A 21030-nucleotide genomic window follows, 5' to 3' on the forward strand; every position below is an offset into this window, starting at 1 on the left:
CGATGCTGTCCTTTTTCCTGTCTCGCCCCGAGGCGAGTGCGCGGAAAATGTTCTTAATTCCCGTTTGGTAGTCCGAATTTCCCGGAAAATATGTTTGGGAATCGGGCTTTTTTTGTGCGAATTATGGAAAACTATAGCGAAATGGGTCAAGATAGAAACTGGAGCTGAATGATCATTCCAATGAACGGAAGGCAGGTTGAATCATGTCGGTGCAGGTAGCTGTTATTATGGGCAGCAAATCGGACTGGGAAACAATGAAGCATGCATGCGAGGCGCTGGAGGAACTGGAGATCCCCTATGAGAAAAAGGTCGTATCCGCACATCGTACGCCGGATCTCATGTTCCAATTTGCGGAGGAGGCTGCGGAGCGGGGCATTCGCGTCATTATCGCGGGCGCGGGAGGCGCGGCGCATCTGCCGGGCATGGTAGCCGCGAAGACGATCCTGCCCGTTATCGGTGTGCCGGTGCAATCGAAGGCGCTGAACGGGCTGGATTCGCTGCTCTCCATCGTGCAGATGCCGGGAGGCATTCCGGTCGCCACGGTGGCGATCGGCAAGGCGGGAGCGGTCAACGCGGGGCTGCTGGCCGCCCAGATCATCGGCACGTTCGATCCTGAGGTGCGGCGCCGGGCGCAGAATCGCCGGGACGCGATTCGCGACGAAGTGCTGGAAGGCAGCGACGATCTATGAGCGGCGGAGTAAGCAGAGATGCGGACCTGTCGGAGCGGAAGGCGCAGCCGCTTCGCCCCGGAGCGACCGTCGGCGTACTTGGCGGCGGGCAGCTCGGGCGCATGATGGCGCTGGCCGGCAGCGCCATGGGCTACCGCTTCGTGGCGCTGGACCCCGCGCCGGATGCGCCCTGCGGGCAGGTATCGCCGCAGATTGTCGCGGCGTACGACGACATCGATGCGGCGCGTGAGCTTGCGCGCCGCGCGGATGTGATCACGTACGAGTTCGAGAACGTCGACGCGGGCGTAGCCGCTCTGTTGGCGGAGGAATCGTACGTGCCCCAGGGCAGCGCGCTGCTGCACACGACGCAGCACCGGCTGCGCGAGAAGGCCGCCATCATAGCTGCGGGCGTCCCGGTGGCCCCGTACCGTAAGGTGGCCAGCCTTGCGGATCTTAAGGCGGCGGCTGCGGAGCTTGGCCTGCCGGCGGTGTTGAAGACCGTCACCGGCGGATATGACGGTAAGGGCCAGGCCGTCCTCCGGCGGGTGGACGAGCTGGAGGAAGCGTTCCGGCGGCTCGCGCCGGAAGGCGCTCCGGCGGCCGAAACCGGCTCGGCCGCTTCGCCGCAAGCCGGGCCGTCCGCAGGAGACGCCGGCTTCCCGGGAGCGGAAGACGCCCCGCTGGTGCTGGAGAAATTCGTGCCGTTCCGGTGCGAAATTTCCGTGGTCGCCGCCCGCAGTCCGCGGGGCGAGGTGAAAAGCTTTCCAGCGGCGGAGAATATTCATGTGAGCAACATTCTCCACCTGTCCATCGTCCCCGCCCGGGTGCCGGAAGCCATCCAGCGCAAAGCCCGCGAGCTGGCGGAGAAGCTGATCGCGGGGCTAGACGCCGTCGGGCTGCTGGCGGTGGAGATGTTCGTGACGGAGGACGGCGAACTGTTCGTTAACGAATTGGCGCCCCGGCCGCATAACTCCGGCCATTATACGATGGACGCCTGCGCCACCTCGCAGTTCGAGCAGCATGTGCGGGCGGTATGCAACCTGCCGCTTGGAAGCACGGAACTGCTGACCCCGGCCGTTATGGTCAATGTGCTGGGCGAGCATCTGGAAGGGGCAGTCGGACGTTTTTCCAGCGATGATGAAGAGGCCAACCGGCTTGGAGTCATCCCCAAGCTTCATATATATGGCAAGACCGAAAGCAAGACCGGCCGCAAAATGGGCCATATCAATCTGCTCTGCAAGGACACGGCGGATGCGCTGGCCTGGGTGGAGCAAACTAACCTTTGGAGGAACTGAAATCACATGATCGAACGTTACAGCAGACCGGAAATGCGTGCCATCTGGACCGAAGAAAATAAATTCAAAGCCTGGCTCGAGGTGGAGCTGTGCGCCTGTGAGGCGTGGGCGGAGCTTGGCGTCATCCCGAAAGAGGATACGGTCAAGCTGCGGGAGAACGCGGAGTTCAACATCGACCGCATCTACGAAATCGAGCAGGAGACGCGCCATGACGTTATCGCGTTTACGCGCGCGGTATCGGAGAGCCTTGGGGCGGAGCGCAAATGGGTGCATTACGGCCTGACCTCCACCGATGTCGTTGACACGGCGCTTGGTTACCTGCTGCGCCAGGCTAACGAGATTTTGGAGAAGGATATTGTGAATTTCATTGAAATTTTAAAAGACAAGGCGATCGCCTACAAAGATACTCCGATGATGGGCCGCACGCACGGCGTACACGCCGAGCCGACGACGTTCGGACTGAAGATGGCGCTGTGGTACGAGGAAATGAAGCGCAATCTGGAGCGGTTCCGTCATGCTGCGAACGGCGTGCAGTTCGGTAAAATCTCCGGGGCGGTCGGCACCTACGCCAACATCGACCCGTTCGTGGAGGAGTTCGTCTGCCGCAAGCTGGGTACTAGCCCCGCGCCGATCTCGACGCAGACGCTGCAGCGCGACCGTCATGCCGAGTACATGGCGACGCTGGCGTTGATCGCCACTTCACTGGACAAGTTCGCCACCGAAATCCGCGCGCTGCAAAAGAGCGAGGTGCGCGAGGTTGAGGAAGCTTTTGCCAAGGGACAAAAAGGTTCGTCGGCGATGCCGCATAAGCGCAACCCGATCGGCTGCGAAAATATTTCCGGCCTGTCCCGGGTCATTCGCGGGCACATGGTTACGGCTTACGAGAACGTACCGCTCTGGCATGAACGCGACATCTCGCATTCCTCGGTGGAACGGGTCATTCTTCCGGATGCGACGATGCTGCTCAACTATATGCTTAACCGCTTCGGCAATATCGTGAAGAACCTGACCGTATTCCCGGAAAATATGAAGCGCAACATGGAGCGCACCTTCGGCGTGCCGTTCTCCGGCCGCGTCATGACGAAGCTGATCGACAAAGGCTTCAGCCGCGAGCAGGCATACGATACAGTGCAGCCGCGTGCTATGCAGGCATGGGAGACGCAGCAGCATTTCCGCGAGATCGTTGAGAGTACTCCGGAAATTACGGCGGTGCTTAGCCCAGGTGAGATCGCTGACGCGTTCAATCCATCGTGGCATCTCAAAAATGTCGATACGATTTTCCGCAAGCTGGGCTTGATCTAAACTCATTTCTTCAAGGGAGGAAAGACCATGACACATCCTGCCGTATCGACTGCGGTGGATTTGATCGACGCACCGCTGCTGTATAAAGGCAAAGTGCGCGAGCTGTACGATTTGGGAGAGCACATGCTGATCGTCGTGACCGACCGGATATCCGCGTTCGACTATGTGCTGGAGCCGGCCGTACCGGAGAAGGGCAATGTGCTGAACCGGCTAAGCGCCTACTGGTTCGGCCAGACGAAGGAGCTGCTGGAGAACCATGTCGTGCATATCGATGTGGACCGTCTCGGAAGTATTGCCAAGGAGCCGGAGCTGCTGAGAAACCGGATCATGATAGTTCGGAAAGCGCAGCGGATCGATATGGAATGCGTCGTTCGGGGTTACATCACCGGCGGCGGCTGGCGGCAGTATCAGGAGACCGGCAAGGTGAACGGCATTGAGCTGCCTAAGGGTCTGCGTAAGAACGCGAAGCTGGCGGAACCGATCTTCACCCCGGCGGCCAAAAATGACGTCGGACACGATGAGGACATTCCTTTTACCAAAATGCAGGAGTTAATCGGCGAGGAATTGGCGAACGAGCTTAAGGAGAAGAGCCTGAAGCTGTACGGATTTGCCCGTGATTACTGCGCGGAACGCGGCATTTTGCTGGCCGACTGCAAATTCGAATTCGGTATTCTGGATGGCAAGGTGATCCTGATTGACGAGATTTTCACGCCGGACGCCTCCCGCTTCTGGGCCAAGGACAAATATGCGCTGGATATTGAAATCGACAGCATGGACAAGGAGCCAGTGCGGGCTTATCTTGCTTCCTCTTCCTGGGACAAGAACAGTACCCCTGACCCGCTTCCGGAGGAGGTCGTCACCGAGACGAGCCGCCGCTATTTGGATATTTACCACCGGATTACCGGTCATTCGCTGAACTAATTTTTTGGATATTGGGAAATCTTTGGATATTGGGAAATTCAATATAAATTAAAATGCTTAACGGCATGAACATTTAGGAGGAACGACAAGGGTATGTTAAAAGCGACGGTATATGTCACCATTAAAAAAAGCGTGCTTGATCCCCAGGGTGTAGCTGTACAAGGGGCGCTCCATTCCGTAGGATTTCAGGAAGTTGAAAGTCTGCGCATCGGCAAGTATATTGAACTGACTCTGGATACGAACGACCGTGAAGAGGCCGGAAAGCGGCTTAAGGCAATGTGCGAGAAGCTGCTCGCAAATACGGTAATTGAGGATTACCGATACGAATTGGAGGCGTGAATGTCATGAAATTTGCTGTCCTTGTCTTTCCCGGCTCCAACTGCGATATCGACTGCTACAAAGCGGTAAAAGATACGCTTGGCGAGCCTGTTGACTATGTGTGGCATACGGCGACCGATCTGTCCGCTTATGATTGCATTATCGTTCCGGGCGGCTTTTCTTACGGCGACTATTTGCGCTGCGGCGCGATTTCGCAGTTCGCTCCCGTGATGAACGAGGTAGCCAAGGCGGCTGAGCAGGGCAAGTACGTGCTCGGCATCTGCAACGGCTTCCAGATTCTGACCGAGGCGGGACTGCTGCCGGGCGCGCTGCGCCGGAATGAATCGATCAAATTCCGATGTCACGATACGACGCTTAAGGTCGTTAATTATAAAACGCCGTTCACGAAGGACTATGCGGAAGGCGAAGAAATCGTCATTCCGATTGCCCACGGCGAAGGCAACTATTACTGCGACGAAGAGACGCTGGCTTCGCTTAAAGCGAACAACCAGATCGTCTTCACTTATACGAACAATCCTAACGGCTCTGTCGCCGATATTGCGGGCATCTGCAATGAGCGCGGCAACGTCGTCGGCATGATGCCGCATCCGGAACGGGCGGTCAATACCCTGCTCGGCTCCGAAGACGGTAAACGGATGTTCAGTTCCATTTTGAAAACCTGGAGGGATACCCATGGCACAGCAAGTGTCCGCTAAGGAACCGACCGCGGAGCAAATCAAAGACCAGAAAATTTACAGCCAGTTCGGCGTGTCGGACAGCGAATACGAGCTGATCTGCTCGTTCATGGGACGCCTTCCGAACTACACCGAAATCGGCGTGTTCAGCGTTATGTGGTCCGAACACTGCGCGTACAAAAATTCGAAGCCGCTGCTTCGCCGCTTCCCGGTAAGCGGCCCCCGCGTCCTGATGGGACCGGGCGAAGGCGCAGGGATCGTGGACATCGGCGACAACCAAGCCGTTGTATTCAAAATCGAAAGCCATAACCACCCTTCGGCGGTCGAGCCTTACCAAGGCGCCGCAACGGGCGTGGGCGGAATTATCCGTGACATTTTCTCGATGGGCGCAAGACCGGTAGCCATTCTGAATTCCCTTCGTTTCGGCAAGCTCGAAAGTGATCGGGTCAAATATCTGTTCGAGCATGTTGTGTCCGGCATCGCGGGCTACGGCAACTGTATCGGCATCCCGACTGTTGGCGGCGAAGTAATGTTTGACAACAGCTATGACGGCAATCCGCTCGTCAACGCGATGTGCGTCGGCTTGATCGACCACGACAAAATCCAGCGCGGCGTCGCCAAAGGCGTCGGCAACCCGGTGTTCTACGTTGGACCGCCTACGGGGCGCGACGGTATTCACGGCGCGACCTTCGCTTCGGTTGAGCTGAGCGAGGAGTCGGAAGCGAAGAAGACGGCGGTGCAGGTCGGCGATCCGTTCATGGAGAAGCTGGTCATGGAAGCCTGTCTCGAGCTGATCGATTCCGGTATTGTGCTCGGCATTCAGGATATGGGCGCGGCGGGTCTGACCTGCTCGAGCGCGGAAATGGCGAGCAAGGCGGGCAACGGCCTGGAACTGTACCTCGACCAGGTGCCGCAGCGCGAGGAAGGCATGACGCCTTACGAAATGATGCTGTCGGAATCGCAGGAGCGGATGCTGTTCGTTGTCGAGCCGAAGGATGAGGCGCAGGCACAGGAGATTTTTGACCGCTGGGGCGTTATCTGCCGCAAAGTCGGCAAAGTAACGGACGATGGACGCCTGAAGCTGTTCCATCACGGCGAAGTGGTTGGCGACATGCCGGTAACGGCGCTGGTGGACGAGTGTCCGGTTTATGACAAGCCTTCTTCCGTACCGGCTTATTATCAAGAGAACGCATCTGTCGATACGCTTCGCTATGAAGAAGTGACAGACCTTGGCGGCGCGCTGAAAAAAGTGCTGGCTTCCCCGACGGTGGCAAGCAAAGCGTGGATTTACAACCAATATGACTACATGGTCCGCACCAGCACGGCGGTTCGCCCCGGCTCTGACGCTGCGGTCGTGACCATTAACGGCACACGCAAAGGCCTCGCGATGACGACGGACTGCAACGGTCGTTACGTGTACCTTGATCCTGAAGTCGGCGGCAAAATCGCGGTCGGCGAAGCTGCGCGGAACATCGTCTGCTCCGGCGGGCAGCCGCTGGCGATTACGGATAATCTGAACTTCGGCAGCCCGGAGAAGCCGGATATTTTCTGGCAGATGGAGCGCGCCGTGGACGGCATGGCGGAAGCCTGCCGCGTGCTGGACACGCCGGTTATCGGCGGCAACGTCAGCCTTTATAACGAGAACGCAACGGGTGCCATTTATCCGACTCCGGTAGTCGGCATGGTCGGACTTGTGGAAGATACGGATCATATTACAACGCAAGCGTTCAAGAGCGAGGGCGACGCCATTCTGCTGCTTGGCGAGACACGTGCGGAGCTTGGCGGCAGCGAATTCCAGTACGCCGTGCACGGCGTAACGGAAGGCCGTCCGCCGCAGCTGGACCTTGCCGTAGAGCGCAAGCTGATTGACGCCGTGCTAGGCGCCATCCGCAGCGGCCTTGTCCGCTCGGCGCATGACCTGTCCGAAGGCGGCCTGGCGGCAGCGCTGGCCGAGAGCTGTATCAGCGGCCGGATCGGCTCGAATGTCGATCTGGCTTCCGGTGGCCTGCGCCGCGACGTGGCGCTGTTCAGCGAGAGCCAGTCGCGCATTCTGCTTACCGCTTCAAGCGACAAAGCTGAGGAACTGCGCGCTTATATCGCCGCTGCCGGCGTACCGGTTAAGGTCATCGGCAGCGTAGGCGGCGACCGCCTTCGTGTAAATCTTGACGGTTCTTCCGCGCTGGACGAACCTGTAGCAGAACTTACAACTATTTGGGAGGATGCTATTCCATGTCTTATGAAATAAAGACCGGGAAGAAGCAGGCGGAACCCCTCCTGTGGACCGGCGACTTTTACAACGAAGGAACGGGCTCGGGAGATATATTTGATACATTAAAAGAAGAATGCGGCGTTTTCGGGGTCTTCGGACACCCGGAAGCCGCTTCCATGTCTTATTACGGCCTTCACGCGCTTCAGCATCGCGGCGAGGAAAGCGCGGGCATCTGCGTGGCGAACGGCCGGGACTTCAATTACCATCGCGGTATGGGTCTCGTCAAGGAAGTATTTGACAAGGATAAGATTGAGTCGCTGGTCGGCAACATGTCCATCGGGCATGTTCGTTATTCCACCAGCGGAGACAGCCGGCTGACGAACGCGCAGCCGCTCATCTTTAAATACCGCGACGGCGATCTGGCGATTGCGACGAACGGCAACATCGTGAACGAGCCGCTGATCCGGCGGGAGCTGGAGAGCAGCGGCTCGATCTTCCAGACGACGAGCGATACCGAGGTGCTGGCGCATCTGATCGCGCGTTCGCCGAAGGATTTTGTGGAAGCAGCGAAGGAAGCCCTGCGAAAGCTCGTTGGCGGATTCGCTTTTCTGCTGATGACGAACGACAAGCTGCTGGTCGCTTCCGACCCGAACGGCCTGCGGCCGCTCGTGATGGGGCGCGTCGGCGAAGCGTATATTTTCGCTTCGGAATCCTGCGCGCTGGAGACGATCGGCGCGGAGCTTGTCCGCGACATCACGCCTGGTGAGCTGCTGATTCTGGACAAGGACGGCTTGACCGAGGACCGGTTCGCCGAGCCGCAGCGCAAGGCGCTGTGCGCCATGGAGTATATTTATTTTGCCCGGCCCGACAGCGACATGAACGGAGCGAACCTCCATGCCGCTCGCAAGCGGATGGGCAGCCGGCTCGCGCTTGAAGGCTTTGTCGACGCCGATATCGTGACCGGCGTGCCGGATTCCAGCATTTCCGCCGCGATCGGCTACGCGGAGCAGACCGGCATCCCATACGAGCTTGGGCTGATCAAGAACAAATACACGGGCCGGACGTTCATCCAGCCGAGTCAGGAGCTGCGCGAGCAGGGTGTCAAAATGAAGCTCAGCGCCGTCCGCCGCGTCGTGGAAGGCCAGCGCGTCGTCATGATCGACGACTCTATCGTGCGGGGCACGACCTCGCGCCGGATCGTCAATCTGCTGCGCGAAGCGGGCGCGACCGAAGTGCATGTGCGCATCACGTCGCCGCCTTTCAAGAATCCGTGCTTCTATGGCATCGATACACCGGACCGGCGGGAGCTGATTGCTTCGCATCAGTCCATCGAAGAAATCCGCCGCGAGATCAACGCGGATTCACTGGCGTTCCTGTCGCCGGAAGGACTGATCCAGTCCATCGGCGGTCTAAGCGGCGGAGAATACAAAGGCGGGCTGTGCCTTTCCTGTTTCGATAACGATTATCCAACGCAGGTTGACTTTGGCGGGGCGGAGAAGGAAGGATGTTCTTGTTGACATCCCCCTAAAATCGTGGGTCCATCCCCCTAAATCCCCCTTGCCAAGGGGGACCCCGGAGGGCCAGCCCTCCGGCCACCCGAAAGCTCGGCGTAACGGAGTTTGGTATGAACTTGCTAAGCGGGGGCTAGTGCGGATAGTCGCTTGTCGTCCCTTCCGCTTACGCGAACAGCGGGACACGCTTTACGCCGCTGCGCTGCCCGGCATCCGGCCTACAGCCGTCGCCGGGCCCTGGCGCACCGCCGCTTCGCATAGCGGTGCATTTGGGGCTCGTCCATCCCCAGCCTGTTCGCTTCGCGAATGCGCTGGCTGGACTCGCCCAGACTATGGCCGACCGCCGCTGCGCCCGGCGGTCCCTAAAGGCTTGCCCGCCCCGTGCTGTTCGCTTCGCGAAGTCGCGGCTGGTCTTGCCTAAGGCACGGGCGCCGTTTCATAGGCGCCCGGCTTATCCTTCTCCCCTACCCTGCGATTGGGGAGGCTGTCATGAAGAGAAAATTTGGAGCTGGAGAAGCGGCAGCGTTCGCCTTTATGCTCGGATTTCAACCGCTAAGCGGTTCAATCAGGAAATCTGAGCATAACAGCGATCGGAAGCCCAAATGTTTCTCGTAATGACAGCCGGTCCCAATCCCCAGGGTTTTAACTACATGAAAAGAGGTGTCCAAGTGTCCGAAGCTTACAAAAACGCCGGTGTCGATATTGCGGCGGGCAATGAAGCGGTAGAACGAATGAAGAAACATGTAAAGCGCACGTTTCGCCCCGAGGTTATGACGGAACTCGGCGGATTCGGTGCGCTGTTTGGCTTGAATAAAGATAAATACGAGGAGCCTGTGCTGGTATCGGGAACGGACGGAGTCGGCACGAAGCTGAAAATTGCCTTCGCGGCAGACCGGCATGACACGATCGGCATCGACGCGGTTGCCATGTGCGTGAACGATATCGTCGTGCAGGGTGCGGAGCCGCTTTTTTTCCTCGATTATCTGGCCTGTGACAAGGTGGTGCCGGAGAAGATCGAAGCGATCGTTTCCGGGATCGCGGAAGGCTGTCATCAGGCTGGCTGTGCGCTGATCGGCGGAGAGACGGCGGAAATGCCGGGCATGTACGCAGAAGGCGAGTATGATATCGCCGGATTTACCGTGGGCGTTGCCGATAAGGCCAAGCTGGTAACCGGAGAGCAGATCGCGCCTGGCGATACGGTAATCGGGCTTGCTTCCAGCGGCGTGCACAGCAACGGGTTCTCGCTGGTGCGGAAGCTTTTGCTGGACGGGGAAGGCGGCTATAGCCTGGATGAAGTGCTGCCGGAACTGGGCGCACCGCTTGCGGATGTCCTGCTCGCACCGACTAAAATTTACGTCAAGCCGCTTCTTGGACTGCTGGAGCAGCTTCCGGTGAAAGGGATGGCGCATATTACGGGCGGCGGCTTCATCGAGAATATTCCGCGTGTGCTGCCGGATAGCGTCAATGTGGACATCAACTACGGTTCGTGGCCGATTTTGCCGATCTTTGAACTTCTTCAGCAAAAAGGCAATGTAACCAACCGTGACATGTTTACCACCTTCAATATGGGAATCGGCCTGGTGCTTGTGGTAAGCGCGGATGACGCGGCCAAAGCGCTGCAACTGCTGAAGGACAGCGGCGAGGAAGCCTATGTGATCGGCAAGGTGACAGAGGGAGAGCGTAAGGTTACCTTTACGGGAGCGGATGTATGATGGATTACAGCCGGATCGCCGTGTTTGCCTCGGGGCAGGGCAGTAATTTTGCCGCGCTGGTGCAGGCGCAGCGGGAAGGACGGCTGGGCGGCGGCGCCATCGAACTGCTGGTGTCCGACAGACCGGAAGCGCCTGTGGCGCAGCGGGCTCAGGAGGCCGGGATTCCTTCCCTGCTGCGGCGGCCCAAGGATTTTGACAGCCGGGAGCAGTACGAGAAGCGGATTATAGAGGAGCTTCAGCAACGCGAGATCGGGCTCATTGTGCTGGCCGGGTATATGCGGCTCATTACACCGGTGCTGCTGACGCCTTATGAGGGACGCATCATTAATATTCACCCGTCGCTGCTGCCGGCCTTCGCCGGCAAGGATGCGATTGGACAGGCGCTGGATTACGGCGTGAAGCTGACGGGAGTTACGGTGCATTTTGTCGATGGCGGCATGGATACCGGTCCTGTCATTGCCCAGCGCGCGCTCGCGGTGGAGGACGGCGATACGGCTGATACTCTGGCGGAGCGCATTCACCAGGTGGAATACGAGCTGTATCCCGAGGTCGTTGCCGCTTTTGCAGCCGGAAAAATCAGTCTGGACGGAAGAAAAGTGAAGGTTCGCAAATAGCTGTACATCGGCTTCCAACTCATTCGACAAGCGGTTCCGGGAATTTGATATTTCTCGGGAAATAATGCACAAGCGGCGAGAAGTGTTGAATGAACGGGCGGATAAGCCGTGAAAATAGTACGTACCATGTAGGTATGCGAAAATCGGCGGTTTCAAGAGACTTTTGCGAATATTGCAGGAGCATTCGGGCAACCCCTTTAACTATTCATGCAGTCAATGCTTCATCCACTAAACTACAAGACAATACGGAGGAGGACTATACAAAGTGAGTATCAAAAGAGCGCTGGTCAGCGTATCGGATAAACGGGGCATCGTGGATTTTTGCCGCGAGCTGTCGGCATTGGGCGTAGAAATCATCTCCACGGGCGGAACGAGCACCCTTTTAGCCAAAGAAGGCGTGCCGGTAATCGGTATCTCCGACGTGACGGGCTTTCCCGAAATCATGGACGGACGCGTTAAAACGCTGCACCCCGCCGTTCACAGCGGCCTGCTGGCGGTACGGGACAACGAAGAGCATACGCGCCAGATGACCGAGCTGGGCCTGGATTACATCGACCTGGTGGTCGTGAACCTGTACCCGTTCGCAGAGACAATCGCCAAGCCCGATGTAACTTACGAGGAAGCGATTGAGAACATCGACATCGGCGGACCGACCATGCTGCGTTCGGCGGCGAAGAACCATGCGTTTGTAAGCGTAGTGGTGGATGCCGACGATTACGCCAAGGTGCTTGAAGAAGTGCGCGCGGGCGGCGACACGACGCTTGAGACCCGCAAACGGCTTGCGGCAAAAGTGTTCCGCCATACGGCGGCTTACGACGCTCTGATTTCCGACTATCTGTCCAATGTGACCGGCGAACCGCTGCCGGAGCGCTACACGGTAACTTACGAGAAGATTCAGGATCTGCGCTACGGCGAGAACCCGCATCAGAAGGCGGCATTCTACCGTACGCCTTTGGCGGCTCAGGACACGCTGACCGGCGCCGAGCAGCTGCACGGCAAGGAATTGTCCTACAACAACATCAACGATGCCAACGCGGCGCTGCAAATCGTCAAGGAATTCGACGAGCCTGCCGTGGTGGCGGTGAAGCATATGAATCCGTGCGGCGTCGGAGTCGGCGAGAGTATTTTTGAAGCTTATCAAAAAGCCTATAACGCCGATCCGGTTTCCATCTTCGGCGGCATTGTAGCAGCGAACCGGTATATTGATTCCGATACAGCGAATCTGTTGAAAGAAGTTTTCCTGGAAATCATTCTCGCTCCGGGCTTTACGGATGAAGCACTGGAGATCCTCACGAAGAAGAAGAACATCCGCCTGCTGAAAATCGGAGGGCTTGGCGCGGCCGCAGCGCGGAAGAGCAGCTTTGTCGTCACGACGGTCGAGGGCGGTATGGTCGTGCAGGAAAGCGATGTTCACTCAGTCAATCCGGATGACCTTAAAGTCGTAACGGACCGCAAGCCGACCGAAGAAGAGCTGAAGCAGCTGCTGTTCGGCTGGAAGGTCGTCAAGCATGTGAAGTCCAATGCTATCGTGCTTGCGGCGGACGACATGACCGTCGGCGTGGGCGCGGGACAAATGAACCGCGTAGGCGCCGCGAAGATCGCCATCGAGCAGGCCGGTGAGAAAGCCAAGGGATCGGTGCTGGCGTCCGATGCGTTCTTCCCGATGGGCGATACGCTTGAGATCGCAGCCCAAGCGGGCATTACGGCGGTTATTCAGCCTGGCGGCTCCGTCCGGGACGAGGAATCGATCAAGGTCGCGAATGAGCACGGAATCGCCATGGTCTTTACCGGCGTTCGTCACTTCAAACACTAGAACCGACCGGAGGTTTTATTAGGAATGGATATATTGGTAATCGGCGGCGGCGGACGGGAGCATGCAATATGCTGGAGCCTGTCCAAAAGCCCTAAAGCGGATAAGATTTACTGCGCGCCCGGCAACGCCGGGATCGCGCAGGTGGCGGAGTGCGTGCCAATCGGCGTGTTCGAGTTCGACAAGCTGGCCGCGTTTGCGAAGGAAAAAGAGGTCGGCCTAGTCGTCGTGGGACCGGACGATCCGCTGGCTGCGGGCATTGTAGACGTTCTTGAGGCAGAAGGCCTCAAGGTGTTCGGACCGCGCAAGAACGCGGCCGAGATCGAAGGCAGCAAGGCGTTCATGAAGGACCTGCTGCATAAATACAATATCCCGACGGCGGCTTACCGGAAGTTCACCGACTACGCCGAAGCTTCGGCTTATTTGAAGGAGCAGGAGCTGCCGATTGTCATCAAGGCGGATGGCCTTGCGGCGGGCAAAGGGGTAACAGTGGCTTACTCGCGCGAAGAAGCGGAGAAGGCGCTGGAGGACATGATGGTATCCCGCATATTCGGCGAGTCCGGCAGCCAGGTTGTGATCGAGGAATTTCTGGCGGGACAGGAAATGTCGATTCTGGCCTTCGTGGACGGCGAGACGGTGCGTCCGATGCCTGCGGCGCAGGACCACAAGCCGGTCTTCGACGGTGACAAAGGTCCCAATACCGGCGGGATGGGCACCTATTCTCCGCTGCCGCATATCGACGATGCCATCATTCGCCAAGCGATTGAGACGATTGTCGAGCCAACGGCCAAAGCAATGGTTGCCGAGGGTCGGCCTTTCCGGGGCGTACTGTTCGCCGGACTGATGATTTCACCGGACGGTACCCCCAAAACCGTCGAATTCAACGCCCGTTTCGGCGATCCGGAGACCCAGGTCGTGCTGCCGAGGCTGCAGAGCGATCTGCTGGAGATTTTCCTTGCGGCGGTGGAAGGCCGGCTTGCCGATATCGATATTGAATGGAGCAGCGAGGCCGCGGTATGCGTTGTGCTGGCTTCGCAGGGATACCCGGGCTCTTACGCCAAAGGCGTACCGATCGGCGGGCTGGACGAGGCCGGCCAAGCGGGGCTCATTTTTCATGCCGGTACCGCGTTTGGAGCTGATGGAAGTATCGTGACGAATGGCGGCCGGGTGCTTGGCGTTGTCGGGCTTGGTGCAGGAATTGCTGAAGCACGGAGTGCAGCTTACGCGAATGCGAACCGGATTTCCTTTGACGGCAAGCAGAACCGCACCGATATCGCGGCCAAAGCGCTACAATAAGCTGAAATCCGACTTTCGTTCGGGATAATTCACAAATTTTTATGTTAAATGTCCTAAAAAAAGACTGACAGGCTGTGAAACAAGTGCTATAATACAACTCGTACGGGGGAACATGTACGGATATAGACAGAATAAAAGGGTCTTTCCAATAGCGGAAGGGCCCTTTTTACATGCCGAAAAATGCTATAATACCGACATGGACAGTCTGGCGGCGCATACTGCCCGTATTCGGACAGGCTGTTTACTTTGGGTGTGCTGCAGATTTAAGGAGGAATAGGTTTTGATCAAGATCGGAAGAAACGACTTGTGCCCATGCGGAAGCGGAAAAAAATATAAAAAATGTTGTATCGGAAAGGAACGCGGCGCCGAGGCTCCCGCGCTGAGCCTGGTGGGTTCGTCAACTGGAACAACGGTGCCCGGAATGATCGTGCAGTCCTTTGCGGAGAATCATGCCGGCTTCGGGGAGAAACCGGCTTCCGAAGGAAGCAAGCTGACGCTTCCCAAGCTGAGAAAATTAGTCTCGCGCGACTTGCAGTGGGAGAGCCCGGTGCATTCGGAGCTTGGTCTTACGCTGATCGAGCGGATGAGATGTGAATATGACAAAGAATTGATAGCGGAAGCGCTGATGCTGTGGAACGGCTATTCACGGGCAGTGAAGCCGATTATAAAGAAGGAGGGCGTGTTCTGCGCAGCGATTGAATACATACTTTCCGAGGAATACGGCTTCATGCTTAGCCAGAACGATTTGGCCGGGAAATATGAGGTGACGGCGGGGGCGATTGCGCGCAGAGTCAAAGAACTGCGTGCGTATGCCGAAGAGCATGGAATCGGCGGCGGCGAGGATTTACTCCCGCCGGAGCTGCTCGTGAAATCGCTGAACGGAAGCGCTAAAGAGAAAGCGCAGCTGTTAGTGCTAAAAGCGATGGAGGCGGGCAATCCGAAGAGCAGGATACAGTTAGCCAAAGCGGCGCTGGACCTGGACCCGGATAACTCCGGAGCTTATCTTGTGCTGGCTGAGGAGGCCGAGAATGAGCAGGAAGCACGGACTCTGCTAAGAGCCGGGATGGAAGCGGGCAGCCGGGAGTTGGGCGAGGAGTTCTTTGCCGCGAATAAGGGGCATTTCTGGCTGATCCACGAGACCCGGCCCTACTTGCGCGTCTGCAGGAGCTATGCGGAATCCTGCTGGTTCGGTGGAATCCCGGAAGAGGCCGCCAAGACACTGGAGCATATTCTGGAGCTTAATCCCAGCGACAACATGGGAGCACGCTATTTGCTGCTGGCCGTCTATCTGTTCATGGATCGGCTGGCGGAGGCGGAGGAGCTGCTGAAAGCCTACCAAGATGACGAGGGGGCCGCTTCGTTTGCCTATGACCGGATGGTGCTGGAATTCAAACGGCATGGCGTTACCTCCCGCCTGAAAATGCTGTATCGCGTAGCCAAGGGCGTGAACAAGCATGTACCGGATTATCTGCTGGGCGCCAAAATGCTTCCGCACAATCTGCCCGATTACATCGGCAGGGGCGATGCCAATGAGGCGATCGAGTACGTGATCATGCACTCGCGGCTGTGGGCGAGCGTGCCGGAACTGCTGAAGTGGATGCTTAAACAGTAGGGAAAGCCTAAGATTCTAATCAAAGCCTTTATTCCTCGAAAATAGGGGAATGAGGGCTTTTTTGCTGCAAAAACGGCCAAATTTCGACACTACAAATAAAAATTTCTGTTTTTTTGACATGAAACCCTTACATTCCCTTAATAACTCCAAGCGGAAATCCGATAGCATGATTAAAGGTATATTCATATTGAAGGCGGGATCATCATGGTACAGAAGTTGACACCTAATGAAGAATTTGAGGCGGACTCCAAGGAGCTTACAGAGAATCATTCGCCAGACAAGCGCAAGCCATGGTCAAAGGGGCTGTTCCCGTCAAAGCGGAAGAAGCTCTTGCTGAACAGGCGGCAGCCTGACCCATCGTTTGAACCCAAGACGGAGACCGTGCAGGGAGGGGAAGGTGTGGAAGCAGCGACAAGGTTAACAAGCTCTGACGGAACATTGCTGCACCGCCTTTCGGATATGGGAATCAAGGGCAAGCTGTTTCTATTTGTCATCGTGTCCATCGTTATTATTTTTTCCATCATGGCCGGTGTCATTTACAGCAACACGAAGAAGCTCATCGTCGATGATTTGCGCCAGGCGCTCGATTATGAGAAACGGCAGATTTCTTCCGAAGTGAATGAGCTGCTCATGCCGGCCGGCGGCAGTGTGGAGCTGCTGGGCGCTAATGCTTTTGTAAGGGACTTTATTAGCAGCGTATCCTCTCCGGATGCTATTAAGACGACGGACGGATACAGTTCCCTCATTCACACACTTAATCTGACTAAGGACAACAATAAAAATCTGCAGAACGTATATATCGGTCTGGATTCTATTAACAAGATCATTACCCAGGGTGAGTTCGAACCCCCGGCCGATTACAACATGAAGGAACGCGCTTGGTATGCCTCGGCGGTTAAGAATAACCGGCTTACTGTGACCGACCCTTATATTGACGCCGACTCCGGTAAAATGGTCGTTACGCTCAGTGCTCCGATTCTGGACGATAACGGAAAGCTGATCGGTGTGGCGGGTGCGGATATATCGACGGAGCAAATTACGCAGGCGCTGAAGGGCTTCAACTACAAGGGCAGCGGATTTGCGCTGCTGGTCAATAAGGACGGCACTTTCATTTACCACCCGAACAGCGACTATATTTTGCTTAAAAAGATTAACGAGCTCGATGAGGAATGGAAGACAGTCGGCGATAAAATGCTGAAGTGGGGCTCAAATGTCATCAAGACAAATATTGACGGTCAGTCCAGCTACGTCTCTTATGCGCCTGCCGTCGACAATCAATGGGCGGAAGCGCTCGTCGTTCCGGCAAAAGCTGCGGAGGGCGCTCTGCGCTCCTTCCAGTTGATTTTCATCCTGTCCACCATAGCGGCGATCATCATCATAGGCTTAGTGCTGTATTTCGTCGCTGCGAGTATCCTGAGACCGATTCCGGTGCTGACGGAAGCTTTCCAAGCCGCGATGGCCGGGGACCTGTCGGTCCGCGCCAACGTCAAGGCTAAAGGTGAAATCGGCATTTTGGCCAAAGGCTTCAATGAGATGATTTCCTCCCAGCAGGATATGATTAGGGAAATCATGCGCACCTCGCGCAGCATTTCGGACCATGTCGAAAATACGGAGAAAAATGTATTCGTTCTGGACGAGAACATTGCCGATGTTTCCACTACTACCGAGGAGCTGTCGGCGGGAATGCAGCAGACCGCTGCCGCAATGGAAGAGATGAACGCCAGCACGCTGGAGATTGAAGGCGCGATTAACAATATCGCCTTGAAGGCGCAGGATGGCGCCGGGTCGGCCAAAGAAATCAATGAGCGCGCCGAGCGGCTCAAGCAGTCGGCCATCGCGTCCCGGCAGGCCGCCGAGCAGATCTATGGCCACAGCGAGGAGAAGCTTCGCAGCGCCATCGAGCAGTCCCGGTCGATTGAACAGATCAAGGTGCTGACGACTTCCATTATGGAGATTGCCTCGCAGACGAATCTGCTGTCCCTGAACGCCTCCATCGAAGCGGCCCGGGCTGGTGAGGCGGGGAGAGGATTTGCCGTAGTCGCCGAGGAAATCCGCAAGCTGGCGGAGAATTCGCGCTCGGCAGTGAATGAAATTATGCAGGTAACCGGATTGGTTGTTACGGCTGTGGGCAGCCTCGTCGAAGGAGCGGAGGATATCCTGCAATTTATGGACAAGCAGGTCCTGCAGGATTACGACGCGATGCAGAAGACCGGTTCCCAGTACAGCGAGGACGCCAAGTATGTGGAAGACCTGGTTACGGATTTCAGCGCGACTACGGAGGAACTGCTTGCATCCATCCAGAGTATGCTGCATGCCATCAGCGAAACGGCCATTGCCACGAATGAAGGCGCCGAAGGCGCGGGCAGTATTGCTGAAAGAACGGAACAGATTATCGAAAAATCGGGCAGCATTGTGACGGAAATGGAAGAAATCCGGACCAGCGCGTCGGCGCTGCTGGAAACGGTGTCCCGTTTCAAGGCGTAAGCTGGATTAGGCCCCAGTCGTAAGTCCCAGCCCCTGCGATTAGTTACTAGCCGCAGGGGCTATTTTAATGGCGGCATAAATGACCGGATGTGGGCCGTAGAGAAGATTCATGTAGGACGCCCTATTTTGGCGAAAATTTGCCGGTTTTGCCGACTGCCGCACCCGCAAAGCTTGAAAAAAAGCCGCTGGGGGAGTATGTTACAAGAAGCGGCATTTTGTACATTTCAAAATCGGCAAGTTTCGGATACGAAACGCTATCAAGACAGTGAAGTGAGGAGAATTCATGAAGGAAAGCGACAACCGGATCGTGGGTCTGGAAGACATCGTGCGAGCGCATCATATGCTGCGGGAAGTCATTGTTCGGACTCCGCTGCAGCGCGACGAGGTGCTGTCGGCCAAATACGATTGCAATGTATATTTAAAGCGCGAGGACCTTCAGGTCGTGCGCTCTTTCAAGATCCGCGGAGCCTATAATATGATCCGCAGTCTCTCCGAGGAGGAGAGAAACCGGGGGATCGTCTGCGCCAGCGCGGGCAATCATGCGCAGGGCGTGGCTTTCTCATGCCGTGCGCTCGGGATTCACGGCAAAGTCTATATGCCAAGCACTACCCCCAGCCAGAAGGTGAAGCAGGTACGGCGATTCGGCGGGGAGTATGTCGAAGTAGTGCTCAAGGGAGATACATTCGACGACGCTTATGATGAAGCGATGCAGGCCTGCGTTGAGCACGGAATGACGCTCATTCATCCGTTCGACGAGCCGAAGATCATCGCCGGCAACGGAACGATTGCGATGGAGGTTATGGAGAGTCTTACCGATCCGGCCGATTTTGTATTTGTGACTATCGGCGGCGGCGGGCTTGCGGCGGGTGTGGGAAGTTATGTGAAGACGGTCAGTCCGTCGACCAAGGTTATCGGCGTGGAACCGCTCGGTGCGGCTTCCATGAGCGAAGCGTTCAAGCTGGGTAAGGTCGTCACGCTTTCGGAGATCGACAAGTTCGTCGATGGCGCAGCGGTGAAACGGGTGGGCGGACTTACGTACGATATTTGCGTCCGCACGCTTGACGACATCGTTAAGGTGCCAGAGGGCAAAGCCTGTACGGCTATCTTGGAATTGTACAACGAGAACGCTATCGTGGTGGAACCGGCAGGTTCGCTGCCGATCGCGGCACTGGATCTGTACCGCGAGCAGATTCGCGGCAAGACGGTCGTCTGCATCGTGAGCGGCGGCAACAATGATATCGACCGGATGCAGGAGATTAAAGAGCGGTCACTGATTTATGAAGGGCTGAAGTATTACTTCATGATTAATTTTCCGCAGCGGGCGGGCGCGCTGCGTGAATTTGTGTCGGAAGTACTCGGTCCTGACGACGATATTACCCGGTTCGAATATACGAAGAAGAACAACAAGGAGGACGGCCCGGCCCTTGTCGGCATCGAGCTGCTGTCCAAGGACGCCTATGAACCGCTCATTGAGCGGATGGAGCTTAAGGGCCTGGACTATGTCGAATTGAACAAGGACTTGAATCTGTTCAATATGCTGATCTGACCCGGACGGAACGAAGAAGGCTGGCGCAGGCATTAACCCTGCACCAGCCTTTTATTCTTTCTGTGGAGCGGCGAGCGGCTGCGATGAGGCGGGACTTTCTGGAGGCGCCGCCTGCTTGCGGTATTCCTCGACCTCATCGGTAAGCTTGTAATCATGCTCCTTCAGCAGCTTCATGAAGCCGTCCAGCTTCTCCAGATACGGGCTTTGGCCGTTATTTTTGGCAAGAACCGCGGTATAGGCTTTGCTCGCTTCCAGATCCATCTCTAGATTGTCGTAATGGAACAGCGGCGTATTATTCAGACCGTAAAACGTGTCAATCTCATACATCCGGTATAACGACTTTATCGTCCCGATCCGGTTCGAACGCGGGTAGGCGGCGATGAAGGATTCCTGGGCCAGCGCGCGGGACGCCACCTCCGCCCAAGCGATGGTAAGGCCGTTGTCCTTGCTCGAGGGAAGGTCCGATTCCACGGCCATAATGGAAATATAATTGCGGATGTCATCCAGTACATACATCTTGTATTTCCGGTAAGCGGCATAGTCAATCACCGGGAAAAAGGTTCCTTCGGCCGTCTCCAGTTTATATCCGTTCTCCGCAGCCCCCCGCAGCAGCAGGCGTAAATTTTCGTTATCCGTCTTGCCCGCGAGCTTAGCGAGGCTATCTCCGGGCTCGTAAAGGCCGGTCAGTTCGCGCTGAACTCCATCTGCATAGAATTTATCCTGCCATGCAGGCAGCGCCGCCTTTTGGACATTTTCAAGCCTTAACGTCATAATCGTAGCGCGGTATGACCCGACGGCGTAAATATTGGCCTTCAAATAGCCGATCGCCTGCGGCAGCCTGGCCGAAGAGGACAGCAGCGGCAGATAGGCTTTATAGAGCGCCTCGGCGTGGCTGGAGCTGGACGAAGGAGCTGGCGCGCGTCCGGCAGCGGCGGCCTTCTGCGCGGATGCCGGCTGCGTCCACAGCGCCGGCCAGACGAGGAGCAGCGCGGCTGCTGCGACGATAATGGCGGGTTTATTCATGGCTTTTGACCTCC

General features: G+C 56.9%; 16 protein-coding genes. 15 read left to right on the forward strand and 1 reads right to left on the reverse strand.

Annotated elements, in window-relative coordinates:
- The first annotated feature begins 203 nt into the window (after positions 1 to 203).
- The 15 genes from purE to ilvA all read left to right on the forward strand — a co-directional run bounded on the left by purE (position 204) and on the right by ilvA (position 19993).
- A complete protein-coding gene (gene purE / locus VK70_RS00085) occupies positions 204 to 689 on the forward strand; it encodes a 5-(carboxyamino)imidazole ribonucleotide mutase (RefSeq protein ID WP_025695465.1) in 486 nt (161 codons plus the stop codon).
- A complete protein-coding gene (locus VK70_RS00090; protein ID WP_046722586.1) occupies positions 686 to 1963 on the forward strand; it encodes a 5-(carboxyamino)imidazole ribonucleotide synthase in 1278 nt (425 codons plus the stop codon). The genes purE and VK70_RS00090 overlap by 4 nt, the downstream gene beginning before the upstream one ends.
- A gap of 6 nt (positions 1964 to 1969) precedes the next feature.
- Positions 1970 to 3265 (forward strand): adenylosuccinate lyase, encoded by a 1296-nt coding sequence (gene purB / locus VK70_RS00095; protein WP_025693774.1) that lies wholly within the window; start codon positions 1970 to 1972, stop codon positions 3263 to 3265.
- 27 nt (positions 3266 to 3292) lie between these two features.
- The gene (locus VK70_RS00100; RefSeq protein ID WP_025693773.1) at positions 3293 to 4186 is read left to right on the forward strand and encodes a phosphoribosylaminoimidazolesuccinocarboxamide synthase; all 894 of its coding nucleotides are present in this window, start codon (positions 3293 to 3295) and stop codon (positions 4184 to 4186) included.
- A gap of 93 nt (positions 4187 to 4279) precedes the next feature.
- Positions 4280 to 4525: a phosphoribosylformylglycinamidine synthase subunit PurS gene (gene purS / locus VK70_RS00105; protein WP_025333142.1), complete on the forward strand. Its 246-nt coding sequence runs from the start codon at positions 4280 to 4282 to the stop codon at positions 4523 to 4525.
- Between the two features lie 5 nt (positions 4526 to 4530).
- Complete coding sequence (gene purQ / locus VK70_RS00110) at positions 4531 to 5220, forward strand: phosphoribosylformylglycinamidine synthase subunit PurQ (protein ID WP_025693772.1); 690 nt, start codon at positions 4531 to 4533, stop codon at positions 5218 to 5220.
- Complete coding sequence (gene purL, locus VK70_RS00115; RefSeq protein ID WP_046722590.1) at positions 5198 to 7444, forward strand: phosphoribosylformylglycinamidine synthase subunit PurL; 2247 nt, start codon at positions 5198 to 5200, stop codon at positions 7442 to 7444. The genes purQ and purL overlap by 23 nt, the downstream gene beginning before the upstream one ends.
- Positions 7429 to 8925, forward strand: a complete 1497-nt coding sequence (gene purF, locus VK70_RS00120) for an amidophosphoribosyltransferase (protein WP_046722592.1) — start codon at positions 7429 to 7431, stop codon at positions 8923 to 8925. The genes purL and purF overlap by 16 nt, the downstream gene beginning before the upstream one ends.
- Before the next feature lie 662 nt (positions 8926 to 9587).
- The gene (gene purM, locus VK70_RS00125) at positions 9588 to 10631 is read left to right on the forward strand and encodes a phosphoribosylformylglycinamidine cyclo-ligase (RefSeq protein ID WP_025700099.1); all 1044 of its coding nucleotides are present in this window, start codon (positions 9588 to 9590) and stop codon (positions 10629 to 10631) included.
- Complete coding sequence (gene purN / locus VK70_RS00130; protein WP_025700097.1) at positions 10631 to 11245, forward strand: phosphoribosylglycinamide formyltransferase; 615 nt, start codon at positions 10631 to 10633, stop codon at positions 11243 to 11245. Before purM ends, purN begins: the two co-directional genes overlap by 1 nt.
- A gap of 265 nt (positions 11246 to 11510) precedes the next feature.
- Entirely contained in the window at positions 11511 to 13058 is a 1548-nt protein-coding gene (gene purH / locus VK70_RS00135) for a bifunctional phosphoribosylaminoimidazolecarboxamide formyltransferase/IMP cyclohydrolase (protein WP_046722594.1), read from the forward strand.
- Positions 13059 to 13082: 24 nt separating this feature from the next.
- A complete protein-coding gene (gene purD, locus VK70_RS00140) occupies positions 13083 to 14351 on the forward strand; it encodes a phosphoribosylamine--glycine ligase (RefSeq protein WP_025700094.1) in 1269 nt (422 codons plus the stop codon).
- A gap of 280 nt (positions 14352 to 14631) precedes the next feature.
- Complete coding sequence (locus VK70_RS00145; RefSeq protein ID WP_025700092.1) at positions 14632 to 15963, forward strand: tetratricopeptide repeat protein; 1332 nt, start codon at positions 14632 to 14634, stop codon at positions 15961 to 15963.
- 204 nt (positions 15964 to 16167) lie between these two features.
- Positions 16168 to 18447, forward strand: coding sequence for a methyl-accepting chemotaxis protein (locus VK70_RS00150; protein WP_025700090.1), 2280 nt, complete (start codon positions 16168 to 16170; stop codon positions 18445 to 18447).
- A gap of 283 nt (positions 18448 to 18730) precedes the next feature.
- Positions 18731 to 19993, forward strand: a complete 1263-nt coding sequence (gene ilvA / locus VK70_RS00155; RefSeq protein WP_025700088.1) for a threonine ammonia-lyase IlvA — start codon at positions 18731 to 18733, stop codon at positions 19991 to 19993.
- A 51-nt stretch (positions 19994 to 20044) separates the two neighbouring features.
- Here ilvA and VK70_RS00160 read toward each other — a convergent pair whose 3' ends face one another.
- Positions 20045 to 21016, reverse strand: coding sequence for a hypothetical protein (locus VK70_RS00160; protein WP_025700086.1), 972 nt, complete (start codon positions 21014 to 21016; stop codon positions 20045 to 20047).
- Between the last annotated feature and the right edge of the window lie 14 nt (positions 21017 to 21030).

Source organism: Paenibacillus durus ATCC 35681 (genome assembly GCF_000993825.1).
Taxonomy (GTDB): Bacteria; Bacillota; Bacilli; order Paenibacillales; family Paenibacillaceae; genus Paenibacillus_AQ; species Paenibacillus_AQ durus_B.